The 16,051-nt window shown below is 62.2% G+C and carries 11 protein-coding genes, 4 pseudogenes and 2 riboswitches; of the genes and pseudogenes, 12 read left to right on the plus strand and 3 right to left on the minus strand.

The features are described 5' to 3' along the window. Positions 1 to 45: 45 nt before the first annotated feature. From GXK59_RS19910 to thiM, 3 pseudogenes are all read right to left on the minus strand, one after another. Positions 46 to 271, minus strand: a pseudogene (locus tag GXK59_RS19910) (transposase); the annotation flags it as partial. Positions 272 to 449: 178 nt separating this feature from the next. Further along, positions 450 to 1,230 (minus strand): annotated as a pseudogene (gene thiE, locus GXK59_RS19920) (thiamine phosphate synthase); the annotation flags it as partial. Then, positions 1,227 to 2,062 (minus strand): annotated as a pseudogene (gene thiM, locus GXK59_RS19925) (hydroxyethylthiazole kinase). The pseudogenes thiE and thiM, both read right to left, overlap by 4 nt. Beyond that, positions 2,054 to 2,157: riboswitch (TPP riboswitch) on the minus strand. (Overlaps the previous pseudogene by 9 nt.) Before the next feature lie 139 nt (positions 2,158 to 2,296). Continuing rightward, positions 2,297 to 2,413, plus strand: a riboswitch (TPP riboswitch). Here thiM and GXK59_RS19930 point away from each other — a divergent pair. From GXK59_RS19930 to GXK59_RS20825, 12 genes and pseudogenes are all read left to right on the plus strand, one after another. Beyond that, complete coding sequence (locus GXK59_RS19930) at positions 2,403 to 3,866, plus strand: sodium:solute symporter family transporter (RefSeq protein WP_160669325.1); 1,464 nt, start codon at positions 2,403 to 2,405, stop codon at positions 3,864 to 3,866. (Overlaps the previous riboswitch by 11 nt.) Then, positions 3,863 to 5,032, plus strand: coding sequence for a LuxE/PaaK family acyltransferase (locus tag GXK59_RS19935; RefSeq protein WP_160669326.1), 1,170 nt, complete (start codon positions 3,863 to 3,865; stop codon positions 5,030 to 5,032). The genes GXK59_RS19930 and GXK59_RS19935 overlap by 4 nt, the downstream gene beginning before the upstream one ends. Before the next feature lie 5 nt (positions 5,033 to 5,037). Next, entirely contained in the window at positions 5,038 to 6,567 is a 1,530-nt protein-coding gene (locus tag GXK59_RS19940; RefSeq protein WP_160669327.1) for an acyl-CoA reductase, read from the plus strand. Further along, positions 6,564 to 7,364 carry a 3-oxoacyl-ACP reductase gene (locus GXK59_RS19945; RefSeq protein WP_237394039.1) on the plus strand — a complete coding sequence of 267 codons (801 nt, stop codon included), beginning with the start codon at positions 6,564 to 6,566 and terminating at the stop codon, positions 7,362 to 7,364. Before GXK59_RS19940 ends, GXK59_RS19945 begins: the two co-directional genes overlap by 4 nt. A gap of 820 nt (positions 7,365 to 8,184) precedes the next feature. Next, complete coding sequence (locus GXK59_RS19950; protein WP_160669328.1) at positions 8,185 to 8,397, plus strand: hypothetical protein; 213 nt, start codon at positions 8,185 to 8,187, stop codon at positions 8,395 to 8,397. Between the two features lie 8 nt (positions 8,398 to 8,405). Continuing rightward, complete coding sequence (locus GXK59_RS19955) at positions 8,406 to 8,828, plus strand: hypothetical protein (protein WP_160669329.1); 423 nt, start codon at positions 8,406 to 8,408, stop codon at positions 8,826 to 8,828. A gap of 161 nt (positions 8,829 to 8,989) precedes the next feature. Continuing rightward, positions 8,990 to 9,304: a hypothetical protein gene (locus GXK59_RS19960; RefSeq protein ID WP_160669330.1), complete on the plus strand. Its 315-nt coding sequence runs from the start codon at positions 8,990 to 8,992 to the stop codon at positions 9,302 to 9,304. 466 nt (positions 9,305 to 9,770) lie between these two features. Further along, on the plus strand, positions 9,771 to 11,636 hold the full coding sequence (locus tag GXK59_RS19965; protein ID WP_160669331.1) for a DUF262 domain-containing protein: 1,866 nt from the start codon (positions 9,771 to 9,773) through the stop codon (positions 11,634 to 11,636). Between the two features lie 299 nt (positions 11,637 to 11,935). After that, the gene (locus GXK59_RS19970; RefSeq protein WP_160669332.1) at positions 11,936 to 13,177 is read left to right on the plus strand and encodes a UPF0158 family protein; all 1,242 of its coding nucleotides are present in this window, start codon (positions 11,936 to 11,938) and stop codon (positions 13,175 to 13,177) included. Positions 13,178 to 13,407: 230 nt separating this feature from the next. Further along, a complete protein-coding gene (locus GXK59_RS19975; protein ID WP_160669333.1) occupies positions 13,408 to 14,439 on the plus strand; it encodes a DUF2971 domain-containing protein in 1,032 nt (343 codons plus the stop codon). A 601-nt stretch (positions 14,440 to 15,040) separates the two neighbouring features. Next, positions 15,041 to 15,382, plus strand: coding sequence for a hypothetical protein (locus tag GXK59_RS19980; protein WP_202129245.1), 342 nt, complete (start codon positions 15,041 to 15,043; stop codon positions 15,380 to 15,382). Positions 15,383 to 15,558: 176 nt separating this feature from the next. Continuing rightward, a pseudogene (locus tag GXK59_RS20825) lies at positions 15,559 to 15,771 on the plus strand (Crp/Fnr family transcriptional regulator); the annotation flags it as partial. Positions 15,772 to 16,051 lie beyond the last annotated feature (280 nt).

The raw sequence follows: 16,051 nt of genomic DNA on the forward strand, positions 1-16,051 counted from the left end.
ACGGAGAAAGCCTTGACAACGCAGAATTTTGCCCCCTCGGCGGCCTAGACCCAGATCACCAGGACTGCCTTCAAGGTCAACGCCCACGGCAATGTAGGCGGACCGGTTCACCACGTGGTGGCCTCGAGGACCTTGATCACCAACGCGTCCAGATAATGATCGGGTAGATCTCCTCCAGCGGCCGGTTTTGCGACCTACTCCACGACGGCATCGGTGATATTGGCGATATCGTCTCCTGGGAGAGTTCAGTGCCCAGTGTTCTGGCCAGGTGCAAACCACCGCGGGCGAGCTCATTCCTCTCGCCCTTGGGCTGGGAACACATCAGACCGGCGACTACACCTGGCCACGCGCCAACCAACATCAAACCCCGCAAATACATGCCACTACGACGCCCGGCAAAACCTTAGCGTCGGATATTTAACTTTTTCACAAGCCACCCCAATCCCTTACCCGCCCAGTGCGGCAATGCTTTTCAGGTCAGCCTGAATCCCTCGCCGCCGGTCGGGTCCGTTCCGGCGATGCTGAGGACCCGGGGGACATCGCGCAGGGTCAACGCTTTCAGGAACACCATTCCTCCTTCAGTTCCTGGGCCGCTGCCTGGGGATCATCGGCTGCGCAGACAGCAGAGACGACGGCTACCCCGGCGGCGCCGGCGTTGCGCAGCGGGCGTACGTGAGCGCTGCTGATGCCGCCGATTGCCACGCAGGGCAGGGTACTTGCCGTAACCAGGGCACCGAATCCGTTAATTCCTAGTGGTGTCGGGTGATCAGCTTTGGTTGCGGTTGCATGGATGGCGCCGACCCCCAGGTAGTCCACGGTCCCGGCCGGTAGGCGGTGCGCGGCCCGGATCTCGTTGTCGGTTGCCGCGCTTAACCCGACGATGGCCTCCGGGCCCGCCAGGGTGCGGGCCAACTCAACCGGCACGTCGGACTGGCCGACATGAACTCCGGCCACTTGCGTTCCTGCCGCCCGCGCCGCCAGGAAAATGTCGACCCGGTCATCAACCAGCACGGGAACTTTATTGCCGACGGATTCCGCGACGGCCTCGAGCAGTTGAAGCAAATCCCGGGCGGGGGCTTCCTTGTCCCGCACCTGGATCATTGTGGCACCTCCTGCCACCGCCGCGGCAGCAACAGCGGCGACTGTCCTTGAACCGCACTGGCGCGTATCGGTCACTAGGTACAGCGGCAGATGCTGTCTGATGTCCGTCCTGAAATTGCGCCAGCTCATCGGGTGCTGCCCGGCGAATCCACGGGGCGGAGGCTCAGCCCCGAGACGACGTCTTCGGGGGTGATGCCCGCGAGCCGGTCAAGGAATTCCACCGCGAAACTACCGGGACCTTGGGCCCGCTCCGCAGCCTGCTCAGCAGCAATGGTGTAGACCCCTGTGGCCGCTGTTGCCGCCAGCAGGGGGTCTTCGGTCAGGGAAGCAAAGGCTGCCATCACCGCGCCAAGGGCGCATCCACCACCGGTAATCTGGGTCAGCCAGGCGTGCCCGTTGGCTACACCCACGGTTTCCCCGTCAGGGCCCACTATCAGATCCACCGCGCCCGATACCGCCACTGCCGAAGCAGACGACATAGCCAAATTTCTCGCAGCCTCCAGGGCATCCGAAGGTGCTTCTGTTGAGTCCACGCCCCCCGGCTTCCGGCACCCACTCCGGCCAGGACGAGAATCTCCGAGGCATTGCCGCGGATGATGCGCGGGCCCATCCCGGCAAGCTGGTGCGCCAGCCCGGTACGCACGGACAAGGACCCGATGGCAACCGGATCCAAAACCCAGGCAGTCCCGGCAGCATTGGCGGCAGAAACGGCCTCGATCATCGCGATCCGTTGCCCGTGCTGCGGGGTCCCCAGGTTGATCAGGACCCCTGAGGCCACGGGGGCGAACTGGCTTGCTTCCTCCGGGATATCCACCATGGCCGGAGCGGCACCGATCGCCAGCAGGACATTGGCGGTGAAGTTTGTAACCACAGCGTTGGTAAGGCACTGCACCAGAGGGCTCCGGACCCTCAATTCTTCAAGCAGCTGAGCACAATCGGACGAGGTATAGCCAATAGCCATCCGCGACATCCCTTCGCTAGTTCGAACTAGATCAGGTTCAACGGGTGTTTATTCTCAGCTGCATTCATGGGTCGGCAGCACCCCGTGTCACTGCTGCTACCTTAGCGGTTCGTTGCAAGAACCAGGGAACGAACCGAACCGGCTGACAGCACCCGGTTTCGGTTTCGTGCCCGCGGAAGTAGTGGACACAAGTGGGCGGATGTTGAGCGCCGGGACCAGCGCGACTACAGTCGAATGCTGTAGAGCGGGAGCTCGGGTGTGGACCGGGCTGAGAGGGCGACTGAAAGCGTCGCCGACCGCAAGAACCTGTCCGGGTAATGCCGGCGAAGGGATAACTTCGATGCTTGCACTTTCCACCACTGTCATCATTTTGATCGTCGTCCTGGGACTATTCGCTTGGGTCGGCCTCAGGGTCGGACGCGACCGTGATCTTGATGAGTTCGCTGTGGCACGCAACAGCCAGAGCGGCCTCGGGCTGGGTCTTTCCTTCTTCGCCTCCGGCGTAGGCGCGTGGATTTTGTTCGCAGCGCCCGAAGTGGGTGCTTCGACGGGCTTGGCGGGAGTGCTGGGATACGCGGTTGCCATCACGGTTCCCCTGATCGGACTCGTCCTCATCGGCCGGCGGCTGCGGGCTCTGGTTCCCGAAGGCCACAACCTGATCGAGTTCGTCCAACTTCGCTACGGACGGACGATGCACCTCTACGTTCTGGCTATTTCGATGCTCTACATGCTCGTCGCTTTGGCTGCTGAACTGACCGCCGTCGGAGCGGTGCTCGGACGGCTGTCCGTCATGGACCCGCGTCTTGGCATTGCCGCCGTCGCAGCTATCACTGCCCTTTACACCGCTTACGGAGGGCTCCGCGCCTCGATCCGCACCGACCGTTGGCAGTCATGGATGTTGTTTGCCCTGCTGATCGTCGTCGGCGCTGTTCTCTTCACCGGCCTGTCCCGGGAGGATGTTCCAAGCGACCCGGCACTGTTCACCGTGGATGTGACCGGCATAGAGGCGGCGCTGACGCTCATTGTGGCGGTCACGGCCACCACCTTGTTCCACAACGGTTACTGGCAGCGGGTGTGGGCAGCCCGGGACGGGCGTGCGCTGACCCGCGGGGCGATCATTGGAGCGGTAACGCGTTTCCCGGTGGTCTTTGCAGCAGGCATGGTGGGACTCCTTGCAGCAGCCTACGGTGTGGCTCTTGGGACGCCGCCCGTTCCGTTCTTTGCCCTGCTGGACCTCCAGCCCGGGTGGGTCCTTGCGGCAGTTTTGATCCTCACCCTGGCCCTGGTGGCCTCCACGGTGGACACCCTGCAGAACGGCCTGGCCGCTGTCGCTGTCACGCATGTCCCTTCCATGGGCTTGACCGGGGGACGGATTGCCACGGTCGTGTTTACCGTCATCCCGGCCGTGGTGGCGTTCCAGGGGTTCTCGGTGCTGCGCCTATTCCTCATAGCTGACCTGTTTTGCGCCGCGACCATTGTGCCGGCCTTGCTGGGTTTGTGGCACCGTTCCACCACTGCCGGTGCTATCAGTGGTGCGTTGGCCGGCCTCGCTGCCGCCCTAGGTTATGGATTCGTGGTGGGCGGCAGTCTGCCCGCAGCTGTTGCCGTAGCAACGTTCTCGGAAGGACTCGCGCTGCCGCCGTTCCTCGCCGCGCTCTCCGCCTCAGCGGCCGTGACTATTCTGGTGTCCCTGGCAGCACGCCGGAGCACCAACCTGGCCAGCCTCAATGCGCGGGTAGTCCCGTTGCCCTCGCTCTCTGGAGCGCCCGGTGCCATCGAAAAGACGCCGGAGAACATCCGATGACTGCCGCTCAGGACACCCCGGCCCCGGGCATCCGCGACGGACTGGACCTGCGGATTCAGTCGTACATCGAGCGCGGCGCCGCTCCGGCGGAACCGGATGATTCCGAGTTCGGCCAGCTCGCCTTAGACCTTTTTGCCTATCAGTACGACCACAATCCGGCCTACCGGCGCTTCTGCCGCTCACGTCGGGCGGAGCCTGGAAGGCTCACCAGCTGGGAACAGATCCCACCTGTACCGTTGGCCGCGTTCAAAGAACTCACCCTCGCCTGCGAGCCACCGGAAAAAGCCGCTGCAATTTTCATGACCAGCGGCAGCACCAACCCCGGCCAGCGGGGACGCAACCACCACCCGCACCTTCATCTGTACGACGCGTCGCTGCGGGCCGGTTTCGCCCAGTACTTCCTGCCTGACCGCGAACGCATCCCACTGCTGGTCCTCAATGCCCGGCCTCAGGAACAGCCACACTCCTCCCTTGCCTACTTCTTCGGGCGGCTGGTCGACTTCTTCGGCGCACCTGGCAGCGCCTACTTTATGGACAAAAATGACCTGCAGTGGCGCAGCGTCGCAGCGGCCCTGCAGGAAGCAGAGGCAACAGGGGAACCTGTCGCCTTGCTCGGCACCTCCTTCGCCTACGTCCACCTCCTTGACGCCTTCGAAAAGGAGGGTCTTTCCTTCCGTCTCCCGAAGGGAAGCCGACTGCTTGATACCGGAGGGTTCAAGGGACGCTCCCGCGAAGTATCCGCCGAGGACCTGCGCGACCAGTTCCGCCGACGCCTGGGAATACCTGATCCCTGGTGCGTCAACTACTACGGAATGACCGAGATCAGCACCCAGTACTATGACACCACCCTCCGGGACTCCTTACAGAGAATCCACAATCAACCCCGCCACAAGGTTGCACCTGCATGGACGCGGATCCGCGTAGTGGACCCCGAAAGTGGAGCATCCGCAGCCCCCGGACAAAAGGGCCTGATCGTCCACTACGATCTGGCCAACCGGGGGTCCTGCCTTGCCGTACTCGCCGAGGACATCGGTTACCTCACCCCGCCGGGTATCCCCCAGCAGGACGACACACAGGGTTTCGTCCTGCTGGGCCGCGCCGAGGGAACCGAAGCCCGAGGATGCTCCATCGCCCTGGATGAGATCCTGGCTGCGAACCGGGACTAATCGACATGACAACCGAAGCCTGTGTTCGCCGCCCGCCCGCCGGGGGCCCGGTGCTCGATGGATTCTTCCTGCCTCAACTCAGCCAGGCAGAACTCGGGGGCCTGACGTGGGAAACCCGCTCATGGGGCGGCGTCGCCCTACGGATGCCGGTCGTGACCCCGCACCTGACCGATTTGTTGTGCCAGCGGCTCCTTCAAGCCCAAGCCGATCACCTTGCCGACCGGCCGGTAATGGACATAGTCGAAGCCCTTGGGCGGGTGATCGCCAAGTGGGCCAATCCGGACTACCTGTGGCGGCGGCAAGCCGAACAGTTGCTGCCCATCATGACGGGCTACGCCCCCGAAATGGTCCGTCGGGGTTTGAAGGAGTACCTGAAGACGTTCCGCCGCGACCGGTTGCTTCGTTTCCTTTCCCAGGACTTCGAGAATCCGCTGGTACTCGACGGGTTCCAACCTAACCGGGCCGGAGGCCGTTCCCGCGCCTACGGACCGAGGCTGGCCACCCAGATTTTCGCCGGGAACGTTCCGGGGCTACCGGTGTGGAACCTGATCTGCGGGCTCTTGGTCAAGTCGGCAACACTGGGAAAATCCGCCAGCGGTGAACCGTTGTTTCCGGTGTTGTTTGCCCTCAGCCTGGCCGAAGAAGACCCCGACCTCGCTACTTGCCTGGCGATCCTGCACTGGCCCGGAGGGGACGAGGACATTGAACAAGCGGCGTTCAACCATTCCGAGGCAGTAACGGCAACAGGGGGGCGAAAAGCGATTGAAAGTGTGGCAGGACGCTTGCCTGCCGGTATGCCCTTTGTGCCTTACGGGCACAAAATGAGTTTCGCGGTCATCGGCCGGGAAGCGTTGGCGCTCAACCGCTACACCGAGACCGCCCGCCGGGCAGCACGTGATGCTTCCCAGTATGACCAGCAAGGGTGCCTCTCCCCCCACTGCCTGTTCATCGAACGCGGCGGAGCAGTGGATCCCAAAACCTTCGCAGCCGCACTGGCAGCCGAAATGAGCCGCTTCGAACGCAGCAAACCCCGCGCTCAGCTCACCCTGGAGGAAAGCGCCGGAATCGAACGCATAAGGTCCTCCTACGAATTCCGGGCCTATGACAACAAAACGATCGAGCTGTTCAGCAGTGACACCGGTACCGGCTGGACCGTAATTTACGAAGAAAAACCGGAGCGTTTCGAACCCTCCCCACTGAACCGACTCCTCCGCGTCCACCCCGTGGACGGAATAAACGACGTCGAACGTCTCGCCGCTCCAGTGCGCCGCTACCTGCAGACGGCCGGTGTGGCCTGCTCCCCCGAACGGCTGAACGACTGGGCCCAGGCCCTTGGCCGCTGCGGTGTCGACCGCATCTGCGCCGTCGGGCAAATGCCCGAACCCGCAGCCGGATGGCACCACGACGGACGGGGCAACCTGACTGCGCTGGTCCGCTGGGTTGACATTGAAGGAGCAGCCGAGGCAGAGCTAGAACACTACGACGCCGAATGGACCCTGCCCGCACGGCACAATTCAGCAGGAAGGCAACCATGATGTCCTTCGAAAAAAGTCTGGGCACCAGTGACCTGCTCAACGACCGGGTCGCCATCGTCACCGGTTCCAGCCGCGGCATCGGAGCTGCCATCGCACGCGCCCTCGGAGCTCACGGTGCCACCGTCGTCGTAAACTACCTGCAAAACAGTGAAGCCGCGCACCAAGTAGTCACCGACCTAGAAGCACTGGGAGGCCGGGCCGAAGCATACGCCGCCGACGTCACCGACCCCCAGGCCGTGGCCACTATGGTCGCTGAAGTTACTGAACGCTTCGGCCCCGTAAACCTGCTGGTCAACAACGCCCTGCAGAGCTACACGTTCGACCCGCTGACCCGCAGCACCGCATGGGACATGCCTTGGGAGAGCTACCAAGCCCAATTCCATGGCAGCGTTGGCGGCGCATACAATCTTTGCCGATCGGTGTTGCCAGGTATGAAAACCACCGGAGACGGACGGATCATCAATCTCGTCACGGACCTCATCGAACGTCCCAGCGTCCCCTACCACGACTACACCACCGCCAAGATGGCTCTTTTGGGATTCTCCCGAAACCTCGCTTCGGAACTTGGGCCCTTGGGCATCACTGTTAACTGCGTAGCTCCAGGACTCGTCTACCCCACCGACTCAAGCCATGCCACCACCGACGAACAACGAGACGAACTTGAAGCAGCCACACCGCTACGCCGTCTGGCCACCCCTGAAGACGTAGCCGGCTCAGTACTGTTTCTTGCCAGTAGATGGTCCAGTTTCGTGACCGGGACCTGCCTGTTCGTCGATGGCGGACTAGTCATGAAATAACCAGAACAAGAGCAACAACTGACAGAGGCCCTGATCTCCAGCGCCTTGCCGCTGCCCTGTTATCTTCGGCCGCCACAAGGCTCTTTGCGAAACCTGAACCACTACCTTCCGTGCTCGGTCGCGAATTTGACCGGGCGCTCGCCAGGCTGCCCTGTCCAACACGGAACCGCCACTCAAAGCCAAGCAGTTGGTGGATCTGGGACAGGCCGGCCTCGCGACAGCCCCAGTGAGAGCTTGTCTGGTCTGGAGCCGCAAAGGAGCGGCCCTCAAGTGAGCAGGAACTCGCACCAGAGAGGGTAGTGGTCCGAGATCTGTCATGACACCTCATTGCGGCTGAGGCCGCGAAGGACATGCGGGATGAAGTCGAAGGAGCCGGCCCGCTGCCCATACGTTAAGCCCTGCAGTAAGGATGTTCCGTCGGGTTTGAAGAACCATTTAGCGATTACAAAAAGGCCGCCAAATAGCGCCGCGCCAGTTCGTACAGTTGGGGCATACCTCAGCCTGACGTCAGGAGGGGCCAGTTCTCGTGTCAGGTTAAGGTGCTTTGCCTTGAAGCTGACGCCAGGTGCCGAGGGTCTCAGGCCTCAACCTGACATGCGACAGGTAGCCCTGAACCCTGCGTCGATGCGCGGAGCCCTTCAACCCGCGCTTCCGCAGATTGTTCCATCACCGCCATGTGGCCGCCGAGCGTACCGAAAGCAACTGCGTGCGGCCCTTCGATTTGCGTGCAATATCCCTGGCGACGGTGGCAGAAGTCCGGCGGCTTCGCTATGTTTCGGGGGAGAGCGTGACCTGCTCACCGGCGTCCGAGCCAATCTTGATGTCATTGCCTGCGGCCCCCCATCTCGACGATGCTGCGGCATTCCTTGGAGCCAAAGCCCAGAAGGATCGTGACGCTGCGCAGCTGGCGCTAGCCAAACTGCTTGCCGCCGTCGCGGGGGAGTACGATCTGGTTCTGCTGGACTGCCCGCCTGGAATGAGCCCGCGCGGGCTGTCGCGGCAGCTGCTGCCCGTTACGCACTGGTACCGCTGAAGACAGATATGTCCAGCCGGAAGGGTGTCGTCGCAGTCGCGGCACGCACGGACAGCGTCGTCGGCCTCAATCCTTCCCTGGACCTGCTGGGCGTCGTCCTCGTCGGTACCGGTACGAATTCCAAGCATGTTCACAAGGTCACCCGCGACCACCTCACCGCCGATTTTGGTACAGACGAAGTGTTGTTCCCGATGAGCATCCGCCACGCGGAGGCCACGGCCCAGGCGTGCCGTGAGCGTGGGTTGCTGGCTCACGAGCTCGAGCGGGAGCTTAGCAAGGGACCGAAATGGTGGGAGGTCCTGCGTGGTGAAGCGAAGGCCGGCAATGCCGGGCCAAAGTCGGCTTCCAGCGTGGCGGAGGACCTCCCCGCGGTCGCCATGGAGGTGACCCGTCGCATCGCCGTCGCTGAATCCCAGGAGGTCAACGCGTGAGCGCCGAACCGACATCTAGCCGCCCCGCATTCGGGTTGCCCCCGCGGCGCACGGCAGCGCCGGCCGCTGAGGCGCCGTTGGCGCGGATGCTCCCCGGGCACCGGCCGGAGGCACCGAAGAAGGCAGAACCCAAAGAAACCGAAACAGCGAACCTAAAGGCCTTGGGTACCATCACGGCTGCCCTGCGCACCGGAGTTATCCCCGCGGACCTGCGCGCTGCCTTCTACAAGGCGGCCGCGTTTATCCCCGGCGTCACTGTCGTGGATAAGCAGGCAACAATCGACGGACGGACTGGCATCGCCATCGGCATCCCGTCCCCGGATGGAGGATCCAGGCAAGAAACCATCATCGATCCGACCACCGGACTGATGATCGGGGAACGAAACGTCCTGCTGAAGGACTATCCGGGCTTCCCCGCCGGAACTGTCATGACCTGGACCTCCGTACGGACGTCCGTGGTGAACACCGCGCCCTAAGCTCCCGACGACAAGGGGTGGCCGCGCTACGCGGCCACCCCGTGGTCAACACTCGCAGGGCCATCGTTCAACCAGAGTTGCAACAGTGCAGAGACGGCCGGACACCATTGGGGGTGACCGGCCGTCTCTTGACTGCTTTAACTCCTAAGCAAACCGCCACTATGAGCTGACATTTAACCGCCATTCTCGGCTAACAGTCACACCCAGCATCTGTATGGGATTTATTGCGGCTGGGGGAGAGGGTCGAGAGTGTCGCGGTGGGGGACCGGCTATCGGGCGCTACGACCGGCACTTGAGGACGGGTAGCCTTGGGAATTTCATGGCTCGCTCGCGCCCTAGAAGTTAGACGGTTGACGTGGCAATCCAGGGCTGCAGGATCTGTCTATGACGGTCCCCCAGCCTGCTACACTCCCGTCTGGAAGTCGGAGAGAGACAACCTCATCGCCGAGATCGCCGGGAGCCATGAATGAGCGACACTGACCGCACCATTGACCGCACCATCGATGGCGTCGCCAAGACGATCGCCGAAGTACTGGAGAAGAAGAAGTACGCGATCGACTATTACCAGCGTGAGTATAAATGGGAGGCCAAGCAGCTCGCCGAGCTAGTTGCCGACCTCACCACGAAGTTTCTCGAGCTCTACGAGCCTGACCATGCGCGCAAGGACGTCGCCAAATATGCGGGCTACTTCCTGGGTTCCATCATCGTCTCCCAAAAGGGAAGCCAGCCGTTCATAGTCGATGGCCAGCAGCGACTTACCAGCCTCACCCTGTTGCTCACTTTCTTACGCCGCCTGCAGCACGGCCGTGACGACGCCGTCGACATCGACCAGCTAATCTTCTCGGAGAAGTTCGGAGAGAAGTCCTTCAACCTCGACGTTCCTGACCGCATGGACTGCATGAAGGAACTCTTCGAGGCCGGCGCGTACGAGCCACGGGCCGACGCATCCGAGTCAGTCCACACCCTCGCCGGACGGTACAGCGAGCTGGACGTACTTTTTCCGGATGAGCTGAGGAACCAGGCGCTGCCGTTCTTCATCGACTGGCTCAAGGACCGGGTCCAGCTCGTGCAGATCACTGCATACACCGACGATGATGCGTACGCGATCTTCGAGACAATGAATGACCGCGGACTCAAACTCACCCCGGCCGACATGCTCAAGGGCTTTCTACTAGCCAATATGGAAGACGGCAAGCCCCGCACCACGGCAAACGACCTCTGGCGCAAACGACTCCGCACCCTCGACGACCAGGCCGACGACGCCAGCTCGGATTTCCTGAAGACTTGGCTCCGAAGCCAATACTCAACCAAGATCCGAGAACGCAAGAAGGGCGCCAAGCCGGAAGACTGGGACCGCATTGGAACAGAGTTTCACCGCTGGCTTCGCGGGGCCCAAGAGAGCATCGGCCTCAGGTCAGAAGAAAACTTCTACGAGTTCGTGACCCGTGACCTCGACTTCTACAGCCACCAGTACGAGCGCGTCATCCGAGCATCTAAGGGAACATTCCACCCAGACAGCCCGCTACGTTTCGTGCGATACAACAGCGACCTCGGCTTCACCCTGCAGGACCAGCTCCTTATGGCACCACTTCGGGTTGAGGACAGCAAACATGTCATCGACCAGAAGCTGGAGATCGTCGGCCGATTCACCGATATCCTGCTCGCCTGGCGAATCTGGAACTTCCGAGCCACCGCCTATTCGACGATGCAGTACGCCATGTTCAATGTCATGCGCGACATCCGGGGGCTTGGGGCCTCCGAACTCGCCACCGCACTCCGCGACGCCCTGCTCAAGATTGACGAGAACTTTGACAGCAACAACCACCTGCACGTCCACCAACAAAACCGCGGGCAACTCCACAAGATCCTGGCGCGGATCACGGACCACGTCACCGTCCGCGCGGGCCTTCCCTCCCCCTACATTGAGCTGACCAACGGCACAAAAGTGCGCTACGAAGTCGAACATATTTGGGCCAACCACCCCGAGCGCCACACCGACGAGTTCAACCATGAGTCAGACTTTGCCCGACACCGCAACCGCATTGGCGACCTACTGCTGCTCCCGAAGCAATTCAACGCGAGCTACAACGACGACACCTACGAGAAGAAGCTGCCGCACTACTACAGTCAGAACTTGCTCGCGGCCAGCCTCAACCCGCTGAGCTACGAGAAGAATCCCGGCTTTGTGGCCTTCGCCAAGTCCAGCGGACTTCCGTTCAAGCCTTACGAGCAGTTTAAAGCCGCCGACGTCATAGAGCGCGGCGATCTGTACCGCGACATCGCCAAGCAGATCTGGAACCCCGACGATCTCCCTGCTGTCGCGAAGGGCTAGGGCTGATGGTTGCAGCGCTCTTCAATGTGGCCTCCATCCCTGCAAATCCCGTGAACGCCAGAACGGAACTGCCCGGCCCTGCCACTTCTGACCGTTGCTCGTGAACCCGGGTCTCTTGTCCGAAAGCTCCACGACAGGAACCCAACAGAATCCCTGATGATCTACCTAAGGCAACTTCTTTAGGGTCGCTGAGGGATCCTCATCCGTCTCGCGGAACAGCGGCCTCCTGCGGGATGCTGGCGCCGGGCCTTGCAGTAACGCGTCTACGGCAGCGCCGCGGTGCGTGTCATTCTTGGGGTATGGCACGAATCTGGTTGTCGGTGACGGTGGAATTGCTCGGTGGTCGTGGTGAGGAGTTGTGGCCGTGGCCCGGGCGCATCTTCGCGGTAGGTCCGTCGCACACCTTCATGGATCTCGCCGATGCCATCAACAATGCTTTCGCCCGGTGGGACCGCTCGCACTTGTCAGTGTTCACCCTGGCCGACGGCCGGGTGATCACTGATGAAGAGACGGGAGCTGAAATGGCCTCGTCGATCCGCGGGCCGATCATCGCGCCAATGGACATCGCTGCTGCCAAGGTCGCCCGGACGGTGGAGCCGGGGGCTGAGTTTCAGTTCACGTTCGATCTCGGTGACGCGTGGATGCACCGGTGTGTGGTCGGGGAGGTGAAGGTCGACCCGCTGGAGGTATTGGGTATCCGTCCTGATGTCCCCTTGCCGTACTGGGGCTGGGGCAGCATCCCGGATCAGTACGGGCGCCGGTGGGCTACCGACGACGGGGAGAGCCGGGCGCCGGGGAAACCGGGCCGGCCGCACCCGATGCTGCTGCACGCCTGGCCCGCACAGGTGCAGGTGCCGGGGCTCGAGCTGTCCGAGCTGCGTGAATCCATCGCGGCAGCAGATGCGGCCCGCTTCCTCGCGGCGGTGACGGGACGGCACATCGATGACGCTCTGCAACAGGTGGGGGCGGGCATACCGATGGCGCTGGAGCAGAGACGCCAGGAAGCCGAGCCGGTGGCACTGTCGGTCATCAACCGGCTGACTTGGCGGGGCGGCGCTGGTGACCGGGTGTTGGCCGAGGACCTGCTGGCCGGTCTGCGCCGCGAGCCGCTGACAGGCCAAGTGGTGCCAGTAGACCTGGACATGCTCAGCACCGTGCTGGAAGGGGATCCTGAGCTGTCGACCGGTGGCTATCTCGACCTGTGCACCGGGCAGGTGTACGACGAGAGCGCCACTGACCCGATGATGGTCGGGGAGGACGCCGCCATCGACGTCGAGGAGGAGCCGGAGCGTTGGCTTCGAGTCAACTGCACCGGTTCGCGGAACGGGTGGCGGGATATGGCGGCCTTCGCCGGGCGGCAGCATGATGAGGCTCTCCGGGAGCGGCTGGTGCGGGCGATCGAGGGCAAAGGTGCCTTCTTCCGGTTCCGCGACCTCGTTCACGGCGAGAACCTTGGCGACCAGTGGTACGCCTTCTCGACCGACCGCCAGGTGGGCCGTGCCTGCGAGTTCCTCGCTGACCATGGCATCCGCGTGGGCTGACGAGCCGGGCCCGGTCAGCGTCGGCGCAGGACCGTGCAGCCCGCACCGTACCGAAGATTGCACCTGTGACGGTGATTGTGGCGGGGGTTGTGGGACAACATCGGGACGGCCAAGTTACGCGGCCGGCTGCCGGTTGCGGTCGGCGGGGAGTGTCCCACCGGGGTCATCCTGGTTCCAAGGAAGTGGGACGGCGTTTCCGATGGGCTCGTTTGTCGATCAAGATGGTTCCCGTGAACACAGATGACCAGGAGACGCAGGATCGAAGTCACGCTGAAGGCTTTCAATTGCTTGACGAGGCCATAGCCAGCCAAGCCCCAGAGACGCTCTATCACTACACGAACACGTCTGGAGCCGTCGGCATTGTTGGACGAGGCGTTCTGTGGGCAACAGAAGCCTCCCATCTGAACGATTCTTCGGAACTGCGATATGCCTTGGACCAGCTAGAGGTTGCATGGGAAGACGAGTACAAGAAGCTAAATGAACTGATCCCGGCGGGTGCGGGACTGAGCACGACGATCCTGAACAGGATGCATGAGGCCACATTTATTTCCTGTCTTTGCGAAGAGAAGGACCTGTTGAGCCAGTGGCGGGGATACGCCTCGCCTGGCGGGTACGCCATCGGATTTGATACTCGGATACTTCACGAAAACTATGTGAAACGTTCTCGTGAGGGAATCCTTGCATCTGTCTCATACGATGCAGCTCGTTCTGAAGGCGCAGCTAGCCGTTGGGCAACGGACGCAATCGCTCGGTGGAAAGAAGAGTTTCCCGGCGGCTTAGGTGATCAGATTCGTGATCTTGCGGGGGTTAGGGATGCTGTTGCCGCGAACAGAGACGGATATCTGAAAGATCCAGATAGCTTCATGCGTGGAGTTCTGCAGAAGGACTCGGTGGTCGAAGCCCTCGCACGAAAGCTGTTTGAGTTCCATCAACAATCTTTTGGCTACTTGGCCGTGGCAGCTGCCTTTCACAAGGATCCATCATTCTCGGCGGAGGAGGAGTGGCGCCTTGTCACCCGTCTGCCAGTGAACCAACAAGGGATGAGCAAAGGTGTTCGATTTAGGGAGACTCCTCATGGGCTGACTCCTTACTTAGAGATTAAGTTCCAAGAGTCGCCCAGCGAGACACCCATCTCAGGAATCATCATTGGACCTGGAGGCGATTTTGAGCGGCGGAAGAGAGCGCTCCGCATGCTACTTCTGTCCCATGGGTATCCCGAGACTATTGAGATCAAACCTTCAAAGGTTCCATTTCGTGCTTGAACTGCGATCAATCGGCTCAGCCGCCTCCTGTAGCCAGCTGACGGGATCTATGGAGTGGAGGCTGGGCTGCCGAAACGTCAGCCCTTCTCAACACTCGATTCGGTCCCTAACTCGACTGTGCCGTTTTGAGAACTATTTGTGAGAACCACGGCGCTAGTTGGCGCTCATCGACGCAAGGGCGGATTCCGCATTCTGAAGCCGCTGGGCAGTAGTGCGCGGCGGCCGTGGAGATTCTCAAGGCCGGTGATTCTCAAAATCCTTCGTTTGTAAGAACAACGACTGCACCACTCCTCGGGTGCCAGCGGACTGAGGGGTCTGGCGGGCCAGGGAGAGTGGAATTAGGCTCAGCTGCTCCTGGTTCAGGTTCTTGGCTTCACCGTGGCGCCGGCCGCGGTTCTCGATGTTTATCTGCTGTGTAGTGCAGATTACTGAACCGTGTCCCGGACCGGCCATACGGTGAAAACGTCAGCAAGAACTCTTCGATGGAAGGTCGCCGTCATGGCTTCTGCATCAGCTCTTTCCCCGTCTTACGTCCGGCACCGGCCTCGGCCGGCGTGTTCCCGCCGGGGGCATCGCCGGCGGGATTGTATTTGGGATTCTCATGGCGATGATGGGCATGCTGCCCGTCATAGCGTCCATGGTCGGTTCCACCTCGGCGGTGGTCGGTTTCGGCGTCCATATGATGATTTCGGTGCTGATCGGGCTGGGCCTGACGGTGCTGTTCGGTAACCGGTTCCTGACCGGGTATGGCCTCGGCGCCCTGGTCGGGCTCGGTTACGGGGCCATCTGGTGGGTTCTTGGGCCGCTGATGATCATGCCGGTCATGATGGGCATGGCCTTGTTCGTCGTTGACCTCACCGCGCCGATGAGCCTGATGGGCCATCTGATCTATGGCGTTATTCTGGGACTGGTGGCGGTCCGCGTCCTCACGAGCCGGGCATGACCGATACTTGCCGGGTCGATGTGGGGGCCACCGTCTCCGGAGACCTGCGACCGTGCGCCCCGCGGCAACGAGAGGCCGAAGCGCTCATGGCAGGCCCCGCTGACCCGTTCAGTTGTTTGAATGAAGTTGATCTGTTCGCTGATCTGAGCGCACGAGAGATCGAGGCCATGGACCTCATGGCCCCGGCCCGGCTGTTCCGCCGCGGGGAGCTGTTGTTCAGCCAAAGTCAGCCCGTCACGGCGCTGTTCATCCTCAAATCCGGACGGGTGCGTATTTTCCGGGTCGCCGAGGACGGCAAGGCTCTGACGATGGCCATCCTGGAACCGGGCGCGGTCTTCGGGGAGATGATGCTCGTGGGCCAGCGGATGTATGACAACTATGCCGAGGCCATCGAAGACTCGGCGATCTGCCAGCTCAGCGTGGATGAGGTCGAGCGGTTCCTTCTCTCGGATCCGCGCATCGCGATCCGGATCTCGCGGCTTCTGGGCGAACAGGTCGCCCGTCTCGAAGAGCGCCTGACCGACCTGGCCCTGCGGCCGTTGTCCGCCCAAGTGGCATCCACCCTGCTCAAACTCGGTGACACCGCGGGGCCGCCGCGCTTCGGCCAGGCCCCGACCATCCACCTGACCCACGAACAGCTCGCCGGTCTCCTGGGCGCCTCCCGGGAGG

The sequence above is a fragment of the Pseudarthrobacter sp. ATCC 49987 genome (genome assembly GCF_009928425.1).
GTDB lineage: Bacteria > Actinomycetota > Actinomycetes > Actinomycetales > Micrococcaceae > Arthrobacter.